Origin of the sequence: Flavobacterium sp. 120 (assembly GCF_003633605.1) — a bacterium.
Lineage (GTDB): Bacteria > Bacteroidota > Bacteroidia > Flavobacteriales > Flavobacteriaceae > Flavobacterium > Flavobacterium algoritolerans.
The window spans coordinates 733,199-753,832 of record NZ_RBKZ01000001.1 but is presented as its reverse complement, the minus strand read 5'-3'; the positions used below and the strand labels follow the sequence as shown (position 1 = coordinate 753,832).

General features: G+C 34.2%; 20 protein-coding genes and 1 tRNA gene. 13 read left to right on the top strand and 8 right to left on the bottom strand.

Annotated elements, in window-relative coordinates:
* Nucleotides 1-22: 22 nt before the first annotated feature.
* Nucleotides 23-970 carry a thioredoxin-disulfide reductase gene (trxB, locus tag C8C87_RS03280; protein ID WP_099713271.1) on the bottom strand — a complete coding sequence of 316 codons (948 nt, stop codon included), beginning with the start codon at nucleotides 968-970 and terminating at the stop codon, nucleotides 23-25.
* Nucleotides 971-1,101: 131 nt separating this feature from the next.
* Nucleotides 1,102-1,176: transfer RNA gene (locus C8C87_RS03275), tRNA-Pro, on the bottom strand.
* 433 nt (nucleotides 1,177-1,609) lie between these two features.
* Here C8C87_RS03275 and C8C87_RS03270 point away from each other — a divergent pair.
* The 6 genes from C8C87_RS03270 (at nucleotide 1,610) to C8C87_RS03245 (ending at nucleotide 6,967) form a co-directional block, all read left to right on the top strand.
* Nucleotides 1,610-2,377 (top strand): ParA family protein, encoded by a 768-nt coding sequence (locus C8C87_RS03270; protein WP_035667779.1) that lies wholly within the window; start codon nucleotides 1,610-1,612, stop codon nucleotides 2,375-2,377.
* A gap of 4 nt (nucleotides 2,378-2,381) precedes the next feature.
* Complete coding sequence (locus C8C87_RS03265) at nucleotides 2,382-3,281, top strand: ParB/RepB/Spo0J family partition protein (RefSeq protein WP_121341117.1); 900 nt, start codon at nucleotides 2,382-2,384, stop codon at nucleotides 3,279-3,281.
* Entirely contained in the window at nucleotides 3,281-3,841 is a 561-nt protein-coding gene (locus C8C87_RS03260) for a DUF5683 domain-containing protein (RefSeq protein WP_099713273.1), read from the top strand. The genes C8C87_RS03265 and C8C87_RS03260 overlap by 1 nt, the downstream gene beginning before the upstream one ends.
* Before the next feature lie 58 nt (nucleotides 3,842-3,899).
* Nucleotides 3,900-4,601: a 4-hydroxy-tetrahydrodipicolinate reductase gene (gene dapB / locus C8C87_RS03255; RefSeq protein ID WP_121341115.1), complete on the top strand. Its 702-nt coding sequence runs from the start codon at nucleotides 3,900-3,902 to the stop codon at nucleotides 4,599-4,601.
* Between the two features lie 63 nt (nucleotides 4,602-4,664).
* The gene (gene lepB / locus C8C87_RS03250) at nucleotides 4,665-6,251 is read left to right on the top strand and encodes a signal peptidase I (RefSeq protein ID WP_121341112.1); all 1,587 of its coding nucleotides are present in this window, start codon (nucleotides 4,665-4,667) and stop codon (nucleotides 6,249-6,251) included.
* Between the two features lie 89 nt (nucleotides 6,252-6,340).
* Nucleotides 6,341-6,967 (top strand): WbqC family protein, encoded by a 627-nt coding sequence (locus C8C87_RS03245; protein ID WP_121343277.1) that lies wholly within the window; start codon nucleotides 6,341-6,343, stop codon nucleotides 6,965-6,967.
* Nucleotides 6,968-6,983: 16 nt separating this feature from the next.
* Here C8C87_RS03245 and C8C87_RS03240 read toward each other — a convergent pair whose 3' ends face one another.
* The 6 genes from C8C87_RS03240 to C8C87_RS03215 form a co-directional block, all read right to left on the bottom strand.
* Nucleotides 6,984-8,030 (bottom strand): endonuclease/exonuclease/phosphatase family protein, encoded by a 1,047-nt coding sequence (locus tag C8C87_RS03240; RefSeq protein WP_121341109.1) that lies wholly within the window; start codon nucleotides 8,028-8,030, stop codon nucleotides 6,984-6,986.
* Between the two features lie 45 nt (nucleotides 8,031-8,075).
* Entirely contained in the window at nucleotides 8,076-8,945 is an 870-nt protein-coding gene (locus C8C87_RS03235; RefSeq protein ID WP_121341106.1) for a rhomboid family intramembrane serine protease, read from the bottom strand.
* Between the two features lie 60 nt (nucleotides 8,946-9,005).
* The gene (locus C8C87_RS03230) at nucleotides 9,006-9,767 is read right to left on the bottom strand and encodes a rhomboid family intramembrane serine protease (protein WP_099713278.1); all 762 of its coding nucleotides are present in this window, start codon (nucleotides 9,765-9,767) and stop codon (nucleotides 9,006-9,008) included.
* Nucleotides 9,764-11,605 (bottom strand): DNA mismatch repair endonuclease MutL, encoded by a 1,842-nt coding sequence (gene mutL / locus C8C87_RS03225; RefSeq protein WP_121341104.1) that lies wholly within the window; start codon nucleotides 11,603-11,605, stop codon nucleotides 9,764-9,766. The genes C8C87_RS03230 and mutL overlap by 4 nt, the downstream gene beginning before the upstream one ends.
* A 165-nt stretch (nucleotides 11,606-11,770) precedes the next feature.
* Nucleotides 11,771-12,346 carry a 6,7-dimethyl-8-ribityllumazine synthase gene (ribH, locus tag C8C87_RS03220; RefSeq protein ID WP_099713280.1) on the bottom strand — a complete coding sequence of 192 codons (576 nt, stop codon included), beginning with the start codon at nucleotides 12,344-12,346 and terminating at the stop codon, nucleotides 11,771-11,773.
* A 107-nt stretch (nucleotides 12,347-12,453) separates the two neighbouring features.
* Nucleotides 12,454-13,227 carry a tetratricopeptide repeat protein gene (locus tag C8C87_RS03215; RefSeq protein WP_121341101.1) on the bottom strand — a complete coding sequence of 258 codons (774 nt, stop codon included), beginning with the start codon at nucleotides 13,225-13,227 and terminating at the stop codon, nucleotides 12,454-12,456.
* A gap of 144 nt (nucleotides 13,228-13,371) precedes the next feature.
* Here C8C87_RS03215 and C8C87_RS03210 point away from each other — a divergent pair, with 144 nt between their 5' ends.
* The 7 genes from C8C87_RS03210 to C8C87_RS03180 all read left to right on the top strand — a co-directional run bounded on the left by C8C87_RS03210 (nucleotide 13,372) and on the right by C8C87_RS03180 (nucleotide 20,617).
* Nucleotides 13,372-14,451 (top strand): DNA replication/repair protein RecF, encoded by a 1,080-nt coding sequence (locus tag C8C87_RS03210; RefSeq protein WP_121341099.1) that lies wholly within the window; start codon nucleotides 13,372-13,374, stop codon nucleotides 14,449-14,451.
* Between the two features lie 78 nt (nucleotides 14,452-14,529).
* A complete protein-coding gene (locus C8C87_RS03205) occupies nucleotides 14,530-15,228 on the top strand; it encodes a thioredoxin domain-containing protein (protein ID WP_121341098.1) in 699 nt (232 codons plus the stop codon).
* A 7-nt stretch (nucleotides 15,229-15,235) separates the two neighbouring features.
* On the top strand, nucleotides 15,236-15,907 hold the full coding sequence (locus tag C8C87_RS03200) for a DUF2461 domain-containing protein (protein ID WP_121341096.1): 672 nt from the start codon (nucleotides 15,236-15,238) through the stop codon (nucleotides 15,905-15,907).
* 15 nt (nucleotides 15,908-15,922) lie between these two features.
* Nucleotides 15,923-16,990 carry a glycosyltransferase gene (locus tag C8C87_RS03195; RefSeq protein WP_121341094.1) on the top strand — a complete coding sequence of 356 codons (1,068 nt, stop codon included), beginning with the start codon at nucleotides 15,923-15,925 and terminating at the stop codon, nucleotides 16,988-16,990.
* 2 nt (nucleotides 16,991-16,992) lie between these two features.
* Entirely contained in the window at nucleotides 16,993-18,840 is a 1,848-nt protein-coding gene (gene asnB / locus C8C87_RS03190) for an asparagine synthase (glutamine-hydrolyzing) (RefSeq protein WP_121341093.1), read from the top strand.
* Between the two features lie 48 nt (nucleotides 18,841-18,888).
* Nucleotides 18,889-19,902 (top strand): UDP-N-acetylmuramate dehydrogenase, encoded by a 1,014-nt coding sequence (gene murB / locus C8C87_RS03185; RefSeq protein ID WP_121341092.1) that lies wholly within the window; start codon nucleotides 18,889-18,891, stop codon nucleotides 19,900-19,902.
* A 100-nt stretch (nucleotides 19,903-20,002) separates the two neighbouring features.
* Nucleotides 20,003-20,617, top strand: a complete 615-nt coding sequence (locus C8C87_RS03180; protein ID WP_121341091.1) for an FMN-binding negative transcriptional regulator — start codon at nucleotides 20,003-20,005, stop codon at nucleotides 20,615-20,617.
* The last annotated feature ends 17 nt before the right edge of the window (nucleotides 20,618-20,634 follow it).

Below are 20,634 nucleotides of genomic sequence, written 5' to 3'. Positions count from 1 at the left end.
TGTTGAAATTTTATTACTGGTATTATTCTTTAGAAGCCAAATATCTTTCGGCATCAAGAGCGGCCATACAACCAGTTCCAGCTGCAGTTATCGCTTGACGATACACATGATCCGCAGCATCACCCGCTACAAAAACGCCTTCGACATTTGTTTTTGAAGTTCCAGGAGTATTGATAATATATCCCGTTTCGTCTAATGTGATATAATCTTTGAAAATATCAGTATTTGGTTTGTGACCAATAGCTACGAAGAAACCAGTTGCAGGAATATCAAAAACTTCATTTGTTGTTTTATTCAAAGCCTTCACCCCAGTAACAACTTGCTCATCTCCTAATACTTCAACAGTATCGTGATTCATTAATATGGTAATGTTCTCTGTTTTACGAACGCGTTCTTCCATGATTTTAGAAGCTCTGAATTTTTCGCTACGCACTAACATGGTTACTTTTTTACAAAGTTTTGACAAATAGTGTGCTTCTTCACAAGCTGAATCTCCTGCTCCTACAATTACTACTTCTTGATTTCTATAGAAAAAACCGTCACAAACAGCACAAGCCGAAACTCCGCCACCCATTTTCAAATAGTGTTGTTCTGATGGCATCCCTAAATATTTAGCTGATGCTCCAGTAGAAATAATTACTGTTTCGCAATGCAATTCTATAGTATCATTGATCCAAACTTTATGAACATCTCCTGAGAAATCAACTTTAGTTGCCCAACCATCACGCACATCAGTACCAAAACGTTGTGCTTGTGCTTGCAATCCTACCATCATTTCGGGACCTGTAATTCCTTCAGGATTACCAGGCCAATTTTCTACTTCATTAGTAGTTGTCAGTTGACCACCAGGTTGCATTCCTTGGTATAAAACAGGGTTCATATTTGCTCTGGCGGCATATATTGCTGCAGTATAACCTGCTGGACCAGAACCTATAATAAGACATTTAATTTTTTCGATTGTATCAGACATAGTAAGGTATATTATAATTTTTTAACAGCACAAAAATAAGTCATAATTACTGTATTATCGAACCTGAATAATCAGTTTTTGTTATTATACAATAAAAAAATCCCTTCTGTAGAGACAGAAAGGATTTTTAGTCGGGGTGGCAGGATTCGAACCTGCGGCCTCCTGCTCCCAAAGCAGGCGCGATAACCGAGCTACGCTACACCCCGAAAGCGGGTGCAAATATAGTACTATTTTTGGCTTATGCAAAACTATTTCAGAAATAAGGACTAAATTTATTTGGTTCGAAAATTAGTCTGAAAATCTAAAATAAATTTGTTTTTCCACAGCATTATTCAACCACAACTGCCCTAGCCCAGATGGCAGTGAAAAGCTTCGACGAGCTGCTCTTGATTTTTTCTTGACAGAAAAGAGCGACCAAAGGAAGCTCCTTTTATGGCTTTAGAAAAAACCGGGAGAAGCTCAAGTCCCGAACTATCGGGATTGAAGCGCACAGCAGGAATAACTCCTGTAAAATGAAATCTGTTTTGAAAATGGGAATTGTCAAATAGCGACTAATCAAGCTTTAACAAATGTTAACAAAATAGATTTTTAGAAACCATAAATAATTGTATTTTTACGGTTCAAAATTTAGAAAAATAAATGGGCAAAATCATCGCGATTGCTAATCAAAAAGGTGGAGTTGGAAAGACGACAACGTCAGTTAATCTTGCTGCTTCACTGGGTGTTTTAGAAAAAAAAGTGTTACTTATTGATGCTGATCCACAGGCAAATGCCTCTTCAGGATTAGGAATTGATGTTGAATCTGTTGAGATAGGTACGTATCAAATTCTGGAACATAGTCATACGCCAAAAGAGGCCATTATAAAATGTTCTGCTCCAAATGTGGACGTAATTCCATCTCATATTGACCTTGTTGCTATTGAAATCGAATTAGTCGATAAAGAAAACAGGGAATATATGCTTAAAAAAGCATTGGAAAGCATCAAGGACGAGTACGATTATATCATCATCGATTGTGCGCCATCTCTTGGTTTGCTTACGTTGAATGCTTTGACTGCTGCTGACTCTGTGATTATTCCTATTCAATGTGAGTATTTTGCACTGGAAGGTTTAGGAAAATTATTGAATACGATAAAAAGCATCCAAAAAATTCACAATCCGGATTTAGACATCGAAGGGTTATTATTGACCATGTTTGACTCGAGATTGCGTTTATCAAACCAAGTGGTTGAAGAGGTTCAAAAACATTTCAACGACATGGTTTTTGACACCATTATTCAAAGAAATGTAAAACTGAGCGAAGCGCCAAGCTTTGGAGAAAGTATAATAAACTACGATGCAACAAGCAAAGGAGCTACCAATTACTTACATCTTGCTCAAGAAGTTATAAAGAAAAACAGTAAATAGTTTTATGGCAAAAGCAATAAAAAAACAAGCATTAGGAAGAGGATTATCTGCGTTATTGAAAGATCCGGAAAACGATATAAAATCCGTTGACGATAAAAATGCCGATAAAGTTGTAGGAAATATTATTGAGCTTGAAATTGAAGCAATTGAAATAAATCCGTTTCAGCCCAGAAGTAATTTCAATGAGGAATCATTGAGAGAATTAGCGACTTCTATTAAAGAATTAGGTGTTATTCAACCTATTACCGTACGTAAATTAGACTTCAATAAATACCAGTTGATTTCGGGTGAGCGTCGTCTTCGTGCGTCGACTCTTGTGGGATTGAAAACAGTTCCTGCTTACATTCGTATTGCAAATGACAATGAATCATTAGTTATGGCATTGGTGGAAAACATCCAGCGTCATGATTTAGATCCAATTGAGATTGCACTTTCGTACCAACGTTTGATTGACGAAATTCAATTGACTCAGGAACAAATGAGTGAGCGTGTAGGAAAAAAACGTTCTACTATCGCTAATTATTTGAGACTTTTAAAACTGGATCCGATTATCCAAACCGGAATTCGTGATGGTTTTATCAGTATGGGTCATGGTCGTGCAATAATCAATATTGAAGACCAAGACATTCAAGCCGATATTTATCAAAAAATCGTGAGCCAAAATTTATCGGTTCGTGATACAGAAACTTTGGTAAAAAACTATCAGGAAAGTTTAAAACCAAAACCTGCTGGTAAACCAAAAGCAGCCTCATTTGAAATTGCAGATGCCCACAAAAGCGCTTTTACAAATTATTTTGGAACCAAAGTCGATGTGAAAGTAGCCGGAAACGGCAAAGGAAAAATCACTATTCCATTTCATTCTGAAGAAGACTTCAACAGAATCATTAAACTAATAAACGAGTAGTGCATAAAATCATTTTCATAGGTCTATTCCTTTTTATTGCAGGAAACACTACTGTTTTTGCCCAAACGAAAACAGAAGCAGTGCTTGTCGCAAAAGATACTTTGAAATCAAATGACATCGATCCGTTGACTCCTGCAAAAGCAGCTTTCTTTTCAGCAATTTTACCGGGTTTAGGTCAGGCTTACAATAAAAAATACTGGAAAATACCGCTCGTTTACGGAGCTTTAGGAACCAGTGTTTACTTTTATATTGATAACAACAGGAAATACCATCAATACAGAGATGCTTACAAAAGCAGATTAGAAGGATACACTACAGATGATTTGGCTTTCTTAGATAACAATCGATTGATTGCCGGACAAAAATTTTATCAACGAAATCGAGATTTATCAGCTTTGGTAACTTTGGCATTCTATGCATTAAACATCATAGATGCTAATGTCGATGCCGCTTTAATACAATTCAATGTGGATGAAAACTTATCAGTAAGACCCGTTCTTTATCCAAATGATGTAACATTAAAGACTAATGTAGGACTAACATTTAATTATAATTTTTAGATCGAAAACAGATTGCTCGATTCATCTTTAAATTTTAATTTATAAATATAAAAAACAAATGAAAATTGCGCTTTTAGGATACGGAAAAATGGGTCAGGTAATTGAAAGAATTGCACTGGAAAGAGGACATGAAATCGTTTTGAAAAAAGATGAAAACAATACTTTTGATGGTCTTTCAAATGCTGATGTGGCTATAGACTTCAGTGTTCCAACAGCAGCAGTCAGTAATATCTCCAGTTGCTTCCATGCTAATGTCCCTGTAATTTCAGGAACAACAGGCTGGTTAGAACATTATGATGAAATGGCGGCACTTTGCACAGCAAAAAACGGTGGTTTTATCTCCAGTTCTAACTTTAGTTTAGGTGTAAATATTTTCTTTGAACTCAATGAATATTTGGCAAAAATCATGTCAAAATTTGACAGTTACTCGGTTGACATGGAAGAAATTCATCATACCCAGAAACTAGATGCGCCAAGTGGCACAGCGATTTCATTAGCCAAAGGAGTAATTGAAAACAGTTCATATACCAATTGGACAATGGAAAAACCAGAAGCCAATCAAATTCATATCGAAGCAAAAAGAATAGGAACTGTTCCGGGAACCCACACGGTGACTTACAATTCTGTTGTTGATGCTATCGAAATAAAACACACGGCACACAATCGTGAAGGTTTTGCTCTAGGTGCTGTAATTGCTGCAGAATGGATTGTGGGGAAACAAGGAATTTTCACAATGAAAGATGTTTTAAATTTAAAATAAATGTTATCCAGTTTATGATTACTAATTTGACAATCATAAACTTTAATCCTTAAACAAAAAATTATGTCAGTATATCAATGGTTTATATTTTTTCTGCTTGTACAAATAGTTCACTTTTTAGGAACCTGGAAATTATATGAAAGTGCAGGAAGGAAACGTTGGGAAGCCGCTATTCCAGTATATAATGCTATTGTCTTGATGAAAATAATAGGCCGCCCTACCTGGTGGACTATTTTACTTTTCATTCCAATTATCAATTTGATTATGTTTCCTGTAATCTGGGTAGAAACATTGAGAAGTTTTGGAAAGCGATCTGGATTAGATACTTTTTTAGGAATTGTAACTCTTGGTTTTTACATCTATTATGTCAATTATACCCAAAAATTAAATTACATAGCTGACAGAAGTTTAAGTCCCGAAAACAAAGCAGCTGATACCGTTAGCTCATTGCTTTTTGCAGTTATTGTAGCTACTTTGGTTCACACCTATTTAATTCAACCGTACACGATTCCTACCTCTTCATTGGAAAAATCCTTATTGGTAGGTGACTTTTTATTTGTGAGCAAAATGAATTATGGCGCTAGAATCCCAATGACAACTGTAGCGTTGCCAATGGTTCACGATTCGATACCTTTACTTCAAAAAAAATCATACTTAACTTGGCCACAATTACCTTATTTAAGATTGCCGGGAATTCAAAACATAAACAGAACGGACATCGTTGTATTTAACTGGCCGGTTGATACCGTTTACAGGTTTTTTGACACTTCAAATAGACGTGCTTTAAAACCGATAGACAAGAAATCGAATTACGTTAAAAGATGTGTTGGAATCCCTGGAGATAACTTGTCTATAAAAGACGGCATGATTTACATTGATGGCAAACTATTGGAATTGCCCGAAAGAGCAAAACCACAATTCTCCTATAAAGTAGCATTAGACGGAAAAACACCAATCGATTTTGAGCATTTACTTAAAGAGATGGACGTAACTGACCCTGTAATGGTTACTGATGAAACACGAAGAGACACATTAATCTTTAGTGCCTTGACAGCTGCCGGAGCAGAAAGATTGAAAAACGTACCTGGTGTAACTGCTGTAATCAGACAAATATCTAGAGATGTTGATCAAGCAAATAATGGAAAAGGTGTTTTCCCGCACATTAATAAATGGAACAGTGATAATTACGGTCCAATCTATGTTCCAGAAAAAGGAAAAACTGTCGCTTTAACAACCGAATCATTGCCATTTTATAAAACCATAATTACTGATTATGAAACAAATGAAAATGGAGATAAAAACGATCTTAAAGTGACAGGAAACGAAATAAGACTAAACGGAAAAGTAGTTAAAGATTATACTTTTCAACAAAATTATTACTGGATGATGGGTGATAACCGTCACAACTCAGAAGACAGTCGTTACTGGGGATTTGTTCCTGAAAATCATATTGTAGGGAAACCTATTTTTATTTGGTTAAGTTGGGATACTAACGGGAAAGGTTTGAATAAAATACGTTGGGACAGGGTTTTTACAACTGTTAGCGGTGAAGGTCAACCTCAATCTTATTTTAAATATTTCCTAATTGCTTTAGCCGCATTTTTTATTGGAGATTATTTTTGGAAGAAAAGAAAAGAGGCGAAAAATTAGTCAAAAGTTTCAAGGTCTAAAGTCATAAAGTTGCTATTTAATCTAGCTTTATGACTTTCGACTTTATGACTTTAAAAACTTTAGACAATATGAACATTCTCATCCATCCTACCTATTTTCCATCGATTAGCCATTTTGCAGCGATGGTACAATCGGAAAATATTACCTTTGAAGTAGAAGATAATTTTCAGAAACAAACCAATCGCAATCGCGCTTATATTTATAGTCCAAACGGAATTCAGCTATTAAACATCCCAGTAAAACATTCGAAAGAAAGCCATCAAAAAACAAAAGACATCAAAATTGAAACCGATTTTGATTGGCAAAAACAACATTTCAAATCATTAGAAGCTGGATACCGAAGTTCTCCTTTTTTTGAATTTTTCGAAGATGATATCAGACCGATTTTCGAGAAAAAATACACCTTTTTATTGGATCTAAATTTTGAGGTTTTTGACATTCTATCAAAATGTTTTCGTCTGAAACTGGATTACACGACCACAACAGAATACTTTCACGAAGTTGAACCAACTACAATTACAGATTTCAGGGGTTTGGTAAACGGAAAAAAAGACCTTTCTGTATTCGAAAGTTACACGCAGGTTTTTGATGACAAACATGGTTTTATCAACAATCTTAGCGTACTGGATTTGCTGTTTAATGAAGGGAAATATGCCATGGATTATTTAAAAAAACAAGAACTGATTCTAAAATAAAATTCCTAATTAGATTTTATTCAAAAGACAATCTTGCCATAATAGGAAAGTGATCTGAGTTAATAAATTTTGGGAAATTCTCAAATTTCTTTACTTTCATTTTTTCGTCAGCAAAAATATAATCAATTCTGGCGGGATAATACCTGAATTTATAGGTCTCTCCAAAACCTTTTCCTACTTCTTCAAAGCTATCTTTCAATTTTCCTTTAATGCTTCGGTACACATAAGAAAAAGCGCTATTATTCATGTCTCCGCAAATGATAATTGGATACGTACATTTCATTTTATGCTCCTTAAAAATCTCCGCTTGCTGTTGTTGTTGCTTGAATGCTTTACTGATTCTAATAAATAACATTTGTGATTTCTGCTGATTAATCGCATCTATATTTTCATCAATTTCATTGACATCAGGAGAAATTTTGATAGACTGTATGTGCATATTGTAAACCCTGATAATGTCTTTTCCTTTTTTTACATCCGCAAAAACTACGTTATTACTGGAATTTGGAAAAATAATATTTCCTTGGTCAATAATCGGGAATTTAGAAAAAATCGCCTGGCCGGTTTTAATTTGGTTTCCATCAGTGAAAATATATCGGTGCGGATACACTTTCAAATCTATGTTAGCAGAAGATGAGTATTCCTGAAGACACAATATATCTGGGTTTTTATCATTAATGAAGGCAAGAATATCCGAAGGAACATCGTCTCTATCAATCCATTTAAAGACATTAAACAGACGAACATTATAACTCATTACGGTAAAATCTTTTTCTTCTATTGGAAACTCAGGAGAAGAGAATTTATAAAATTTATTTATAAAAGTAATCCCTATCAATAAAACCAAACCCGAAACTATCAATTGCTTTTTGAGTTGCAAGGCCCAATACACAAAAAACAAGCCATTCAAGATAAAAAAAAGCGGCATAAAAAGTGTCAAAACAGACAGAAGAGGGAAAGATTTTGGCGCCAAAAAGGGCAAAACATAGGCTATAAAAGTCACAATAGTAAGGACTATATTCAAAAAAAACATTCCTTTATTAAACCATGAAAGATTTTTCATTTTCTATATTTTTTATTAAAACAATAGCTAAAATCTCATTGATACTTATTTCCCAACTTTGAATAAGAATTCTTTTTCTTCTTTTGTCAGACTATCATAACCTGACTGACTGATTTTGTCTAAAATTTCATCTATCTGCTGTTGCGATTTATCTTTAGTAACTATTTTTGAAATACTTTTTTCCAAAGGCTTACTGTAATTTTTATGCACTTTCTTGAATGGTGTTGCCGTATTTTTTTTGAACAAATTTGCAAAAAAATCTATCACACGAGTAACAACAGTACTTAAATCAGTTCCATTTTGAAGCAATTTAATAAAAATAAAACCAAAAAAAGCTCCAGAAAGATGAGAAATATGCCCACCCATATTTTCTGAACGCAATTGCATTAAATCAACAATAACAATTACGGCGGTTATATGCCACAACTTGACATTCCCAATGATCAATAAACGAAGATCCATCAAAGGATGATACGTAGTCGTAGCAACCAAAATAGCCATAATAGCAGCAGAAGCACCTACAATTGGAGCATTAATATTTAAAACGTAGAATACCAAAATATAACTAATTCCAGCAAAAATGGCACTCAATACATACAAACCCAATAATTGCTTAGACGTAAAATACGTCATAAATAGTCTGCCAGCAAAGTTCAAAACAATCATATTAAAAATAATATGCATGATTCCGCTGTGAAAAAAAGCATACGAAAGCAACGACCAAGGTTTCCAAAGCAAATGTGCCGGATTAGAAGATAAACTCACATAATGAATATAATCAATATTGACACCCAACAAAGATAAAAGTGCAAAAAGCAACCACGGAAGAACAAACAAAGCGGCATTCCAAAAAATTAGCCTAGTCACTATTCCTCCCATCTTGTATTGTAATTTCAGGTCGTCAATAATATTCATAATTTAATTGGGATTTAAGATCTGATATTTAGGTCGTACTACTTTTAAAGGGTTGTGTTTTTAATTCCAACGGTTTTTATTGAACTGATTTTTCTTCCAATACCACATAATAATAAAACCGAACAAAGCACCACCAACGTGTGCAAAATGAGCAATTCCACCACCACCAAAAATTGATTTTCCAGAAATACCTAAATACAAGTCAACCAATACCAAACCTGGTACAAAATATTTTGCTTTTATTGGCACAGGAATAAACATCAAAGCCAATTCAGCGTTAGGAAACATAAAAGCAAACGCCACTATCGTTCCGTAAATAGCTCCAGATGCTCCTACTGCAGTACCAATATAAGCACCTGTGAAATTTTGAAAATCAGAAACAGATATAAATTGTTGCCATCTAGTATCTATTTTGCCTTCATTTAAAAGTTGTAAAATCTCTTGTTTAGGAAATCCATTAGCAATCAAAGTATTTAAACTATCTTGGAAATAGTAATAATTAACTCCAGTATGCAACAACGCAGCGCCTAAGCCACAGGAAATATAGAAAAATAAGAATTTCTTGCTTCCCCACATTTGCTCTAAAGCAGACCCAAAAGAATACAAAGCAAACATATTGAAAAAAATATGCATAAAGCCACCGTGCATAAACATGTGTGTCAACGGTTGCCACAATTGAAAATCAGGATTTTCCGGAAAATATAAGGCTAATATTCTATACGCTGGATTTGTGGGATTAAAATCCCCTAAAGCAAGTGTACCTACAAAAAACAATATATTTATAATAATTAATTGTTTTACTGTCTCAGTTACGTTTCTCATAATGCAAATTTTTTATCTAAATCTTCCACACGCATCGTGATGAAAGTGGGTTTATGAAATGGGGAAACATTGGGGTCTTTACAGGCAAAAAGTCCGTTGACCAAATTTTCCTGCTCTTTTTCTGTAAGGTGCGTTCCTGTTTTTACCGCTAAACTTTTGGCCATTGATTTGGCAATCGTATCATTCTGACTGAAACTACTTTCAGGAATTCCGTCCTGCAAATCACTCAATAATTGTTCTAAAACCAATGAAACTTCGCTCTCCGTTACATTTACCGGTATTCCCGAAATAACAATATGATCGGTGTTATTTTCTTCGAAAACAAATCCGGTATTCATCAACGAAAGTTGTAACTCAGCGATAAGATTCATTTCGCTTGACGAAAAAAACAAGTTCAAAGGAAATAATAACTGCTGGCTTGATGCCTGGTTCACTGTCATATTTACTAAAAACTGCTCATACAAAACACGTTGATGCGCACGTTGCTGGTCGACAATTACCATTCCTGATTTGATTGACGAAACAATGTATTTTTTATGAATTTGATAGGTTTTATGAACAGAATGCTCTACTTCTTCATCATTAAATAAAGAAGAAGTCACTTCTTCATTTTCGAAAGTCATCTGCCCTATTTCATCCGTATCTTGTTTTAAACCTACGTATAAACTTTCCCAATTAGCCGTTGGTTCCGGTTTTCTATAACTGGAAAATTGCTTGCTGGGTTTTTCTTCGGAGAAAGGATTAAAGTTGCCATCAACCTGAATCGTCGGCGTAGCACCTTCTAAATCTTTATAATGATACGGCGTATCTAAATTAGAATCTCGGTCAAAATCTAAAACTGGGGCTACATTAAATTGTCCCAAACTATGTTTTATGGAAGCTCTTAAAATAGCATATAAAGCATGTTCGTCATCAAACTTAATCTCCGTTTTAGTAGGATGAATATTGATATCAATAGTATTTGGCGGCACCGATAAATATAAAAAATAACTCGGTTGCGCACCATCTTTCAAGATTCCGTCATAGGCGGCCATAACCGCATGATGCAAATAACCGCTTTTTATAAAACGATCATTGACAAAGAAAAACTGTTCTCCACGATTTTTTTTGGCAAACTCAGGTTTACTAACAAATCCTTGAATCGTCACTATTTCTGTTTCTTCCTGAACAGGAACTAATTTTTCATTGGTTTTACCTGAAAAAACATTGACAATTCGTTGTCGCAAAGTAGATGGCGGCAAATTAAACATTTCGCTACCATTGTGATAAAAGGTAAAATGTATTTTTGGGTGAGCCAAAGCCACACGTTGAAATTCATCAATAATATGGCGGTATTCCACCGTATCCGATTTCAGAAAATTACGTCGCGCCGGTATATTAAAAAATAAATTTTTGACAGCAAATGAAGTTCCTTTTGGCAAAACAGCAACATCTTGTGACACAAACTTACTGCCTTCAATAACAATGTGCGTTCCAAGTTCTTCTTGATCTTGCCTGGTTTTCATTTCCATATGGGCAATCGCCGCAATAGATGCTAGTGCTTCCCCACGAAATCCTTTGGTATGCAAAGAAAACAAATCTTCGGCCTGACGAATTTTGGAAGTGGCGTGACGTTCAAAACACAAACGTGCATCGGTAACGCTCATTCCTAAACCATTATCAATCACTTGTACTAATGCCTTCCCTGCATCTTTAAGAATTAATTTTATATCTGTTGCTCTGGCATCAACTGCGTTTTCAAGCAACTCTTTGACAACTGAAGCTGGTCTTTGAACGACTTCTCCAGCAGCAATTTGATTGGCAACATGATCAGGAAGTAATTGAATTATACTCGACATTAAAAAAATGTTGTTTAAAGTTTAAGGTTTAAATTTTTTAAAACCAAGATGTACAAATTTAATGAATTTCTATTGGGAATGGTAGCTTATTTAATCATAAAAAAAACAAAAAACCTATACTATTTATGAGACAGTATAGGTTTAATAATTAGTGTTTTTTATTATTTATTCCTTCAACTCTAAAGGTGTCCCTTCTTCTAATTGAATAGCGCCGGCTGACAATAAATGTTGGTTATCGATTTGATGTGATAACGAAGCCTGTTGACGAATATAGGCCATTTTGATAGCCGCAATAGCAGCTTCAGTACCTTTGTTACCGTGAATTCCTCCACTTCTATCAATAGATTGTTGCATGGTATTATCAGTCAAAACACAAAAAATAACCGGAATATCCGTTTGAACATTCAGGTCTTTAATTCCTTGAGTTACTCCTTCACACACAAAATCAAAATGCTTGGTTTGGCCTTGAATTACACATCCAATAGCTATGACAGCATCAACATTTTGTGTTTGCAACATTTTCTTTGAACCATATATAAGTTCAAAGCTTCCAGGAACATTCCAGCGAATAATATGCTGAGCTGGAACTTGGTTTTCTAAAAGGGCTTCAATAGCACCTCTATAAAGTCCTTCAGTTATAGCATCATTCCATTCTGAAACAACAATCCCAAAGCGAAAATCTTTCGCGTTTGGGATTGAATTTTTATCGTACTCGGATAAGTTTTTATTTACGGTAGCCATTTGATTTTAGAATTTTGATTTTAAAATTTTGATTTCAGATATTAAAGATAGCATTTTGAAATCAAAATTCTACAATCTTAAATCACCAATCTTAATATCATTTTTTACTATTGTGCTAATCCTATCAAAACGTCAACTGAAGCAGCCTCTGGAGTTCCTTCAAAATTGTCTTTAATATCTGTAAAATATTTCAAAGCATCTGCTTTATTTCCTAATGCCAAAGCTGTTTTCCCAGCTTTCAATAAGAAACGTGGTGTAGTGAAATCATTTTTATTTGATTCAGCAGCTTTTATGTAATTTTCTAAAGCTTCTTTCGGTTGGTTTTTTTGAGAATAAGCATCTCCAATTGCTCCTTTTGCCAAAGCTCCTAAAACAATATCATCTGATTTAAATTTACTTAAATAATCAATCGCCTCAGTATATTTTCCTGTGTTCAAATACGCAATTCCAGCATAATAATTAGCTAAATTTCCTGCATCAGTTCCAGAATATTCATCAGCAATTTTTAAGAATCCAAATTTACCTTCTGAACCATTCAAAGACAATTTATATAATGAGTCACTTGCTACTCCATCAGTTGCTTTTTGAAAATTTTGTTGTGCTACAAACATTTCATTTGCTGCTTCCTCTTGTTGTGGTGCAGCAACGAATCTTTGGTATCCTAAATAACCAATTGTAAAAATAGCGGCAGCGGCAACTAAACCAATAATAACTTTTTGGTTTTTAGCTACCCAATCCTCAGTTTTTGAAGCTGTTTCGTCTAATGTTGAAAAAACACCAGCTGTTGTGCTGTCTTTTTCATCAATTTGTACTGCTTCAACCGCGTCATTTACTTCTTTTTCTTTTGGTGCTTTATATCCTCTTTTACTGTAAGTAGCCATTTATTTTTAATTTAGTGAGTCGCAAAAATAAAATTTTTATTCAAATCTAAAAGCCATTTTTATCGATATTTTTCAATAATTTGCACCCACTTTGAAAAACCCGTTTAAAAACATCAAAGTTCTCAATACCAGCAAGCCTTACAGATGTATTTAAAAAAGATTTCATTATTCAATTATAAGAATTTTTCGGAAGCAAATTTCGATTTTGACAGCAAAATAAATTGTTTTGTAGGCAAGAATGGTATTGGAAAGACAAATGTGCTTGATGCAATCTACCATTTATCGTACGGAAAAAGCTATTTCAATCCATTAGCGGTTCAGAATATTAAACACGGAGAAGAATTCTTTGTGATTGATGCTGAATTTGAAAAAAACGAAAGAAATGAACAAATTCTTTGCAGCCTAAAAAAAGGGCAAAAAAAAATATTGAAACGCAACGGAAAAGCCTACGACAAATTCTCGGATCACATTGGTTTTATTCCTTTGGTAATCATTTCGCCTGCCGACAGGGATTTAATTGTGGAAGGCAGCGAAACCAGAAGAAAATTCATGGACAGCGTGATTTCGCAACTGGATTCCCATTATTTACAACAACTCATTCAATATCAAAAAGTAATGAGTCAGCGCAATGCCTTGTTGAAATATTTTGCATTGAACCATGTTTTTGACAATGATACGCTCTCTATATATAATGAGCAACTTAATGGTTTTGGAGATTATATTTTCAAAAAAAGAAAAGAATTTATAAGTGAGTTCATTCCTATTTTCAACACACATCATCAAGCCATAACCGGTTCACAAGAAACGGTTCAACTGGTATATGAAAGTCATTTATTCGAAAAAGACTTATTGACTTTATTACAGGAAAACATCAACAAAGACAGAGCTTTACATTATACAAGTGTAGGAATTCACAAAGACGATTTAGCATTTGAAATAGACCAACATCCAATTAAGAAATTTGGCTCTCAAGGGCAGCAAAAATCATTTCTAATCGCTTTAAAACTAGCTCAATTTGAGTTTCTAAAAAAGCAAAGCGGTGTGAAACCCATTTTACTTTTTGATGATATCTTTGATAAATTAGACGAAAGTCGCGTTTCCAAAATCATAGAAATGGTCAACAGTGATACTTTTGGTCAACTTTTTATTTCAGATACACATCCGGAACGTACTGAAGCTATTGTAAAATCGACACATCAGACGTATAAAATTTTCAACTTATAACTTTTATTTAGTAATTTATACGGTTCGAAAATTGAAAAATTACCTATTTTAGCGTATTCAATTTTAAACTCGATTACAATGAAATTTCATTCAATATTCTTGGCAATAATATGCTTTGTTGTTTTATCCTGCAACGGGCAAAATTCTAAAGAAATCAAAACTATTGATTCAAAAGCTTTTGCCGAAAAGATAGCTACAACTCAAAATCCACAAATTTTGGATGTACGAACTCCTGAAGAATTCACTTCTGACCATATTGACAATGCTAAAAATATAAACTGGCTTGGAACTACTTTTGTTGCCAATGTAGAAAAACTAGACAAATCACAACCCGTTTTTGTGTATTGCAAAAGTGGCGGGAGAAGTCAGAAAGCGGCTGAAAAACTAAATGAATTAGGTTTTAAAACTATTTATCAACTAGACGGAGGAATGTTAAAATGGGATGCTGCCGGTCTTTCAAAACCAAGTGCTAAAATTATAGGTCTATCCGTTCAGGAATACAACAAACTATTGAATTCAGATAAAAAAGTACTGATTAATTTTTATGCTGAATGGTGTGCTCCCTGCAAAAAAATGACTCCTTATGTTTTGCAAATGCAAAAAGATTTAGCAGACAAAGTGACTATCATTCGATTGGATGCCGATAAAAATAAAACCTTAATTTCTGAAATGAAAATCAGCGAACTTCCTACTTTATTATTGTATGACAAGGCAGCAGTAAAATGGAAACATTCTGGTTTTATAAGTGAGGACGATTTAAAAAAACAACTACAATAGCTACAAGATGCTTTCAAAAGATACACTACAATTTCTGGATGATTTAAAAGCCAACAATAATAGAGATTGGTTTTTAGAAAATAAAAAACGCTACGAAGCAGTCAAGAAAGATTACCAACAATTAGTTGGAGATTTTCTGGATGCCATGAAACCGCTCGATCCATCGCTGGAAATGCTTGAAGTAAAAAATTGTACTTTTAGAATCAATCGTGACATTCGATTTTCTAAGGATAAAACTCCTTATAAATCACATTTAGGCGTTTGGCTTTCTTCGGGAGCAAAAGGTATGAATCGATCTGGTTATTACCTTCATTTAGAAAAAGGAGCCAGTTTTATTGCCGGTGGATTGTATTGCCCCGAAGCGCCAGATTTGAAAAAAATGCGTAAAGAAATTGCCTATTTCCATGATGATTTAGAAGCTATTCTTAACGAAAAAGATTTTAAAAGGGAATTTAAAGATTTTGATAGAAATGAAAAAGATACGCTAAAGAATCCACCACGAGGATACGAAAAAGAACATCCTGCTATTGAATTTTTAAAATTGAAAAGTTTCGAATGTTCTCAAAGAATTGATATCTCCGAAGTAACAAAAAAGGATTTTGTTGCTACAATGAGTAAAAAATTGATTGCGCTTAAACCATTGAACGATTTTATAAATCGAGCTTTAACTTCTGAGTAATTATAATTTTCACTGATGAAAAAAAAGAAAATACTTTTTCTGGGAGAATCCTACAGAGCCGATGCCATCACTTGGATGAACGGTCTGAAGGAATTTGGTGATTTTGAAATCATTACATGGGAATTAAAAACACCCAGCAATTGTATTCATAACCGAATTTTAAGGATTTTCGAATTCGAATTGGCTATTTTTAAAATCAAGAAAATAATAAAAACCCAACAACCGGATATGGTAATTGCGGAAAGAACCACCAGTTATGGCTTTCTTGCTGCATTGTCCGGCGTAAAACCTGTTGCAATTGCACAACAAGGCAAAACCGATTTATGGCCTGAAAAATCGATTTCATTACCCTTAAAAAGACTCATTCAGAATTACGCTTTCAAAAAAGCAGATTTAATTCATGCTTGGGGACCCGTGATGACTATTTCTATGCTGGAAGCCAATGTAGATATGAATAAAGTTTTGGTTTTACCAAAAGGAATTGATCTGACTAAATTTGGGAATCAAAACAACGCCAATCCAGAAAAAATTTGTGCCATAGTCACTCGTTCTTTATTACCGGAATACCGTCATGATATTATTTTAAAATCGTTTGCAATTTTAAACCAAAAGGGAATAGATTTCGTACTTACCATTATAGGGGACGGATCCCAACTTTCGAAATTAAAAGATCTAGCAAAAGATTTAGGTATTGAAGACAAAGTCAACTTTACCGGAAGAATCCCAAATACTGAATTACCAAAATTATTGCAACAATCTAATATTTACATTAGTATGCCAATAACAGAAGGTGTTTCGGCGTCATTATTTGAAGCTATGGCTACAAATTGTTATCCAATTGTAACAGATATTGCAGGAAATCAGAGTTGGATTAAACACCGCGAAAACGGACAATTAGTTACCATTGATGATTACAAAATGCTGGCAGAAGAATTAATCTGGGCATTTAAAAACAATAAACATCGAAACGAAGCCGTTTTAAAAAATAGAATATTTTTAGAAAAGAATGCAGATTACAACATAAATATGAAAATTATTGCCAATAAATACCACGAATTAATTAACACAAATAGCCCCAATTAACTATGTGTGGAATTAATGGAATCTTGCATTTACAATCGCAAAAAAAAATTGACGAACGCGTTCTTGTAAAAATGCGCGATTCGCTGGAACATCGCGGTCCAGATGATAAAGGATTGTTCATAGAAAACAATATTGGTTTAGGACACCGAAGACTTTCAATTCTAGATGTTTCACTTGCCGGACACCAACCTTTCCTATCAGAAGACGGAAGATATGTACTGGTTTATAATGGCGAAATCTACAATTTCAGAGAATTTTATCCCGAGTTAAAAAGCAATGGATTTGACATCAGAACCACTTCGGATACTGAAGTTTTAATGAAATTATTTCAATTATATGGTTTAAAAATGCTCAACCGCCTCAACGGTATGTTTGCGTTTGCTATTTGGGATAAATTAGAGAAAAAACTAACTGTTGTTCGTGATAGAATGGGTGTTAAACCTTTATATTATTCTTTTTATAACGAAACTTTTTATTTTGCATCCGAACAAAAAGCGCTTTTCACAGCTGGAGTTCCTCTCAAGATGGCACAAGACGGGCTGGAAGAATATATTTTTAACCGATTTGTTGCTGGTGAAAACACCTTATATCAAAACGTAAAAAAAGTTTTGCCCGGACACATCATGATCATTCATGAAGGCGGAAAAACCACTAACAATACCTGGTGGAATTTAAAAAACGAGATTCAAAACCAACCCGAAATAAAAAATCCCGTAGAATGGTTTCGAGAAACGTTTGATGATTCTGTAAAAATGCGAATGGTCAGCGACGTTCCTGTGGGCGTAATGCTAAGTGGCGGCCTGGATTCATCATCTATTTTAGCTTCACTGCACCATCAAAAATACAAAGACATACAAACTTTTAATATTGGTTTTAAAGAGAAAGAACATAACGAAGCACATCTAGCTAAAATGATGGCAGAGAAGTTCGATTATGGATTTCAAACCATGCAATTAGAGGATAAAAATCTTTACGATCAGTTAATCAGTTCTACTTATTTTCAGGACGAACCGATTATGCATTTAAGCGAACCGCACCTTTTAGCGGTTTCACAAATGGCTAAACCTTCTGTAAAAGTGTTACTTTCCGGTGAAGGCGCTGATGAGTTGATGGGTGGTTATGTGCGCTATAAAGCCTTACAATATCCATCTTTATTAAATTCCATCGCTTCCATAGGAAATCTGGATGTTTTTACAAAACAACCACGGTACGAAAAATTAACACGTTACGCCCAAATCAATAAAAAATCTGATTTAGTCATCTATAATGGCTCCAATATTTTTCCAAATGATATTGCGGAGACTTTTGGAATTAACACACCTCCAAACAACGAATACAGAAAAAAAATCTATAAAGAAGCAAAGTCTTTGTATCCTGATAATTTACGCCGACAAGCACTTTATTTTGACCAACACACCTATTTATGCTCGCTTCTAGACAGAAATGACCGTTGCACAATGGGCGCATCCATAGAATGCAGGGAACCCTTTTTGGACCCGAGATTAATTGTTGGATTAGGATCATTAGAAGACAAATGGCTTTTTACAGGAAAAAAATGGAAATTCATTCTAAAAAAAGCAATGGAAGAACGTTTGCCAGATGAAATTCTAAAATTCAGAAAAGTAGGTTTAAGCGCACCTTGGGGAGATTACATCACAAAAAGTCCCGCTTTTAAAGACGAATTAGAATCTTTCTCAAAAAGTGATTTATTTCAAATACCTTATTTTGAACACATAAACATTCAAAAACTTGTTCAGAATTTACAAAAAGGGGAAACTACCATGACTCCTTACATTATGCCATTGTTTATGATGCATATCTGGATGAAAACGTATGCAACTAAATTTTAATCGTTACTTTTGGTGCGGAATAAAACAATTCAAAAAGCACTTTCTTTTATGGAAATAGTATCTAATTTCTCTTTAAAAAAATACAATACTTTTGGCATTGAAGCCAAAGCAAAACAGTTTGTTGCCGTTCATTCTGTGCCGGATTTAAAAACTATTTTACAAGAAAATAAATCACAGAAAAAATTTATTTTAGGCGGCGGAAGCAATATGCTTTTAACAAAAGATATTGATGCACTTGTCATTCACATCGATTTAAAAGGCAAAAAAATCATTGAAGAAAATGATGATTTTGTATGGGTCGAAAGTCAAGCTGGTGAAAGCTGGCATGAATTTGTGCTTTGGACCATCGACCAAAATTTTGGTGGCTTGGAAAACATGTCACTGATTCCTGGAAACGTTGGAACTACGCCAGTCCAAAACATTGGAGCCTATGGTACAGAAATTAAAGACACTTTTGTTTCCTGTGAAGCGATGACCATAGAAAATCAGGAAATGAAAACGTTCACAAAGGATGAATGTCATTTTGGATACCGAGAAAGCGTTTTTAAAAATGAAGTTAAAAATCAATATATTATTACATCCGTTGTTTTTAAACTGACAAAAACGAATCATAAAATCAATACTTCTTACGGAGATATTTCATCAGAATTAGCCAAAAACAACATCACAAATCCTACTTTGAAGGACGTAAGCAATGCTGTAATTGCCATTCGACAAAGCAAGTTACCCGACCCAAAAGAATTGGGAAATAGCGGTAGCTTCTTTAAAAATCCAATTTTATTGAAATCGGATTTTGAGAAAATTCATCAGCAATTTCCTGAAATGAAATATTTCGATATTTCAGAAACCGAAGTAAAAGTTCCTGCAGGTTGGCTAATTGAACAAGCCGGTTTCAAAGGAAAACGTTTTGGTGATGCCGGAATCCATAAAAATCAAGCTTTGGTTTTAGTGAATTATGGCAATGCAACCGGACAGGAAATTTTGAATGTTTCAAAAAATATTCAGGAGACTATTTTTAAAACGTTTGGCATTCACATTGAAGCCGAAGTGAATGTGATTTAACAAAAAAGACTGTTAGACTCCTTAGATTATTAGAAAAAAATTAATTCATATCTTTTAATTTTGTGTTTAATTCTAACATCAAAAACCTAAGTTATCAAATATGTATACACCCGATATTTACAAAAATGAAAATCAAGAAGAGATCAAAAAATTTCTTCAAGAGAATAGCTTTGGTATTTTAATCAATCAAACCAATGGGAAATTATGCGCCACACATATTCCTTTGGAACTGGACACTAATAAAGAAGGCAAGGATGTTTTATACGGGCACATTTCCAAAGAAAACCCACAATGGAATGGTTTCATAGACAATGACCAAATTTTAGCAGTATTTTCAGGACCTCACAGTTATATTTCTTCCTCTTGGTACGATCATCAAAATGTACCAACATGGAACTACATTGCCGTTCATGTGTATGGAAAAATCAAAATTATCGAAGGAGAAGCCGTCATCGAATCCTTAAAAAAGCTAGTCGATAAGTACGAACAAAGTTCTGAAAACCCGGTTCGCGTAGAAGATTTATCTAAGAAAACCATGATGCAAACTCGTGGCATTGTAGCATTTGAAATTGAAATCACTGAAATCCAAGCTACGAAAAAACTATCTCAAAACAGGGACGAAAAAAATTATCGAAACATCATTTCTGAGTTAGAAAAAGCGAACACAAATCAGTCCGTCGCTATTGCGAATGAGATGAAGAAATGTCCAATATAAATTCTTTCGAAATTCAC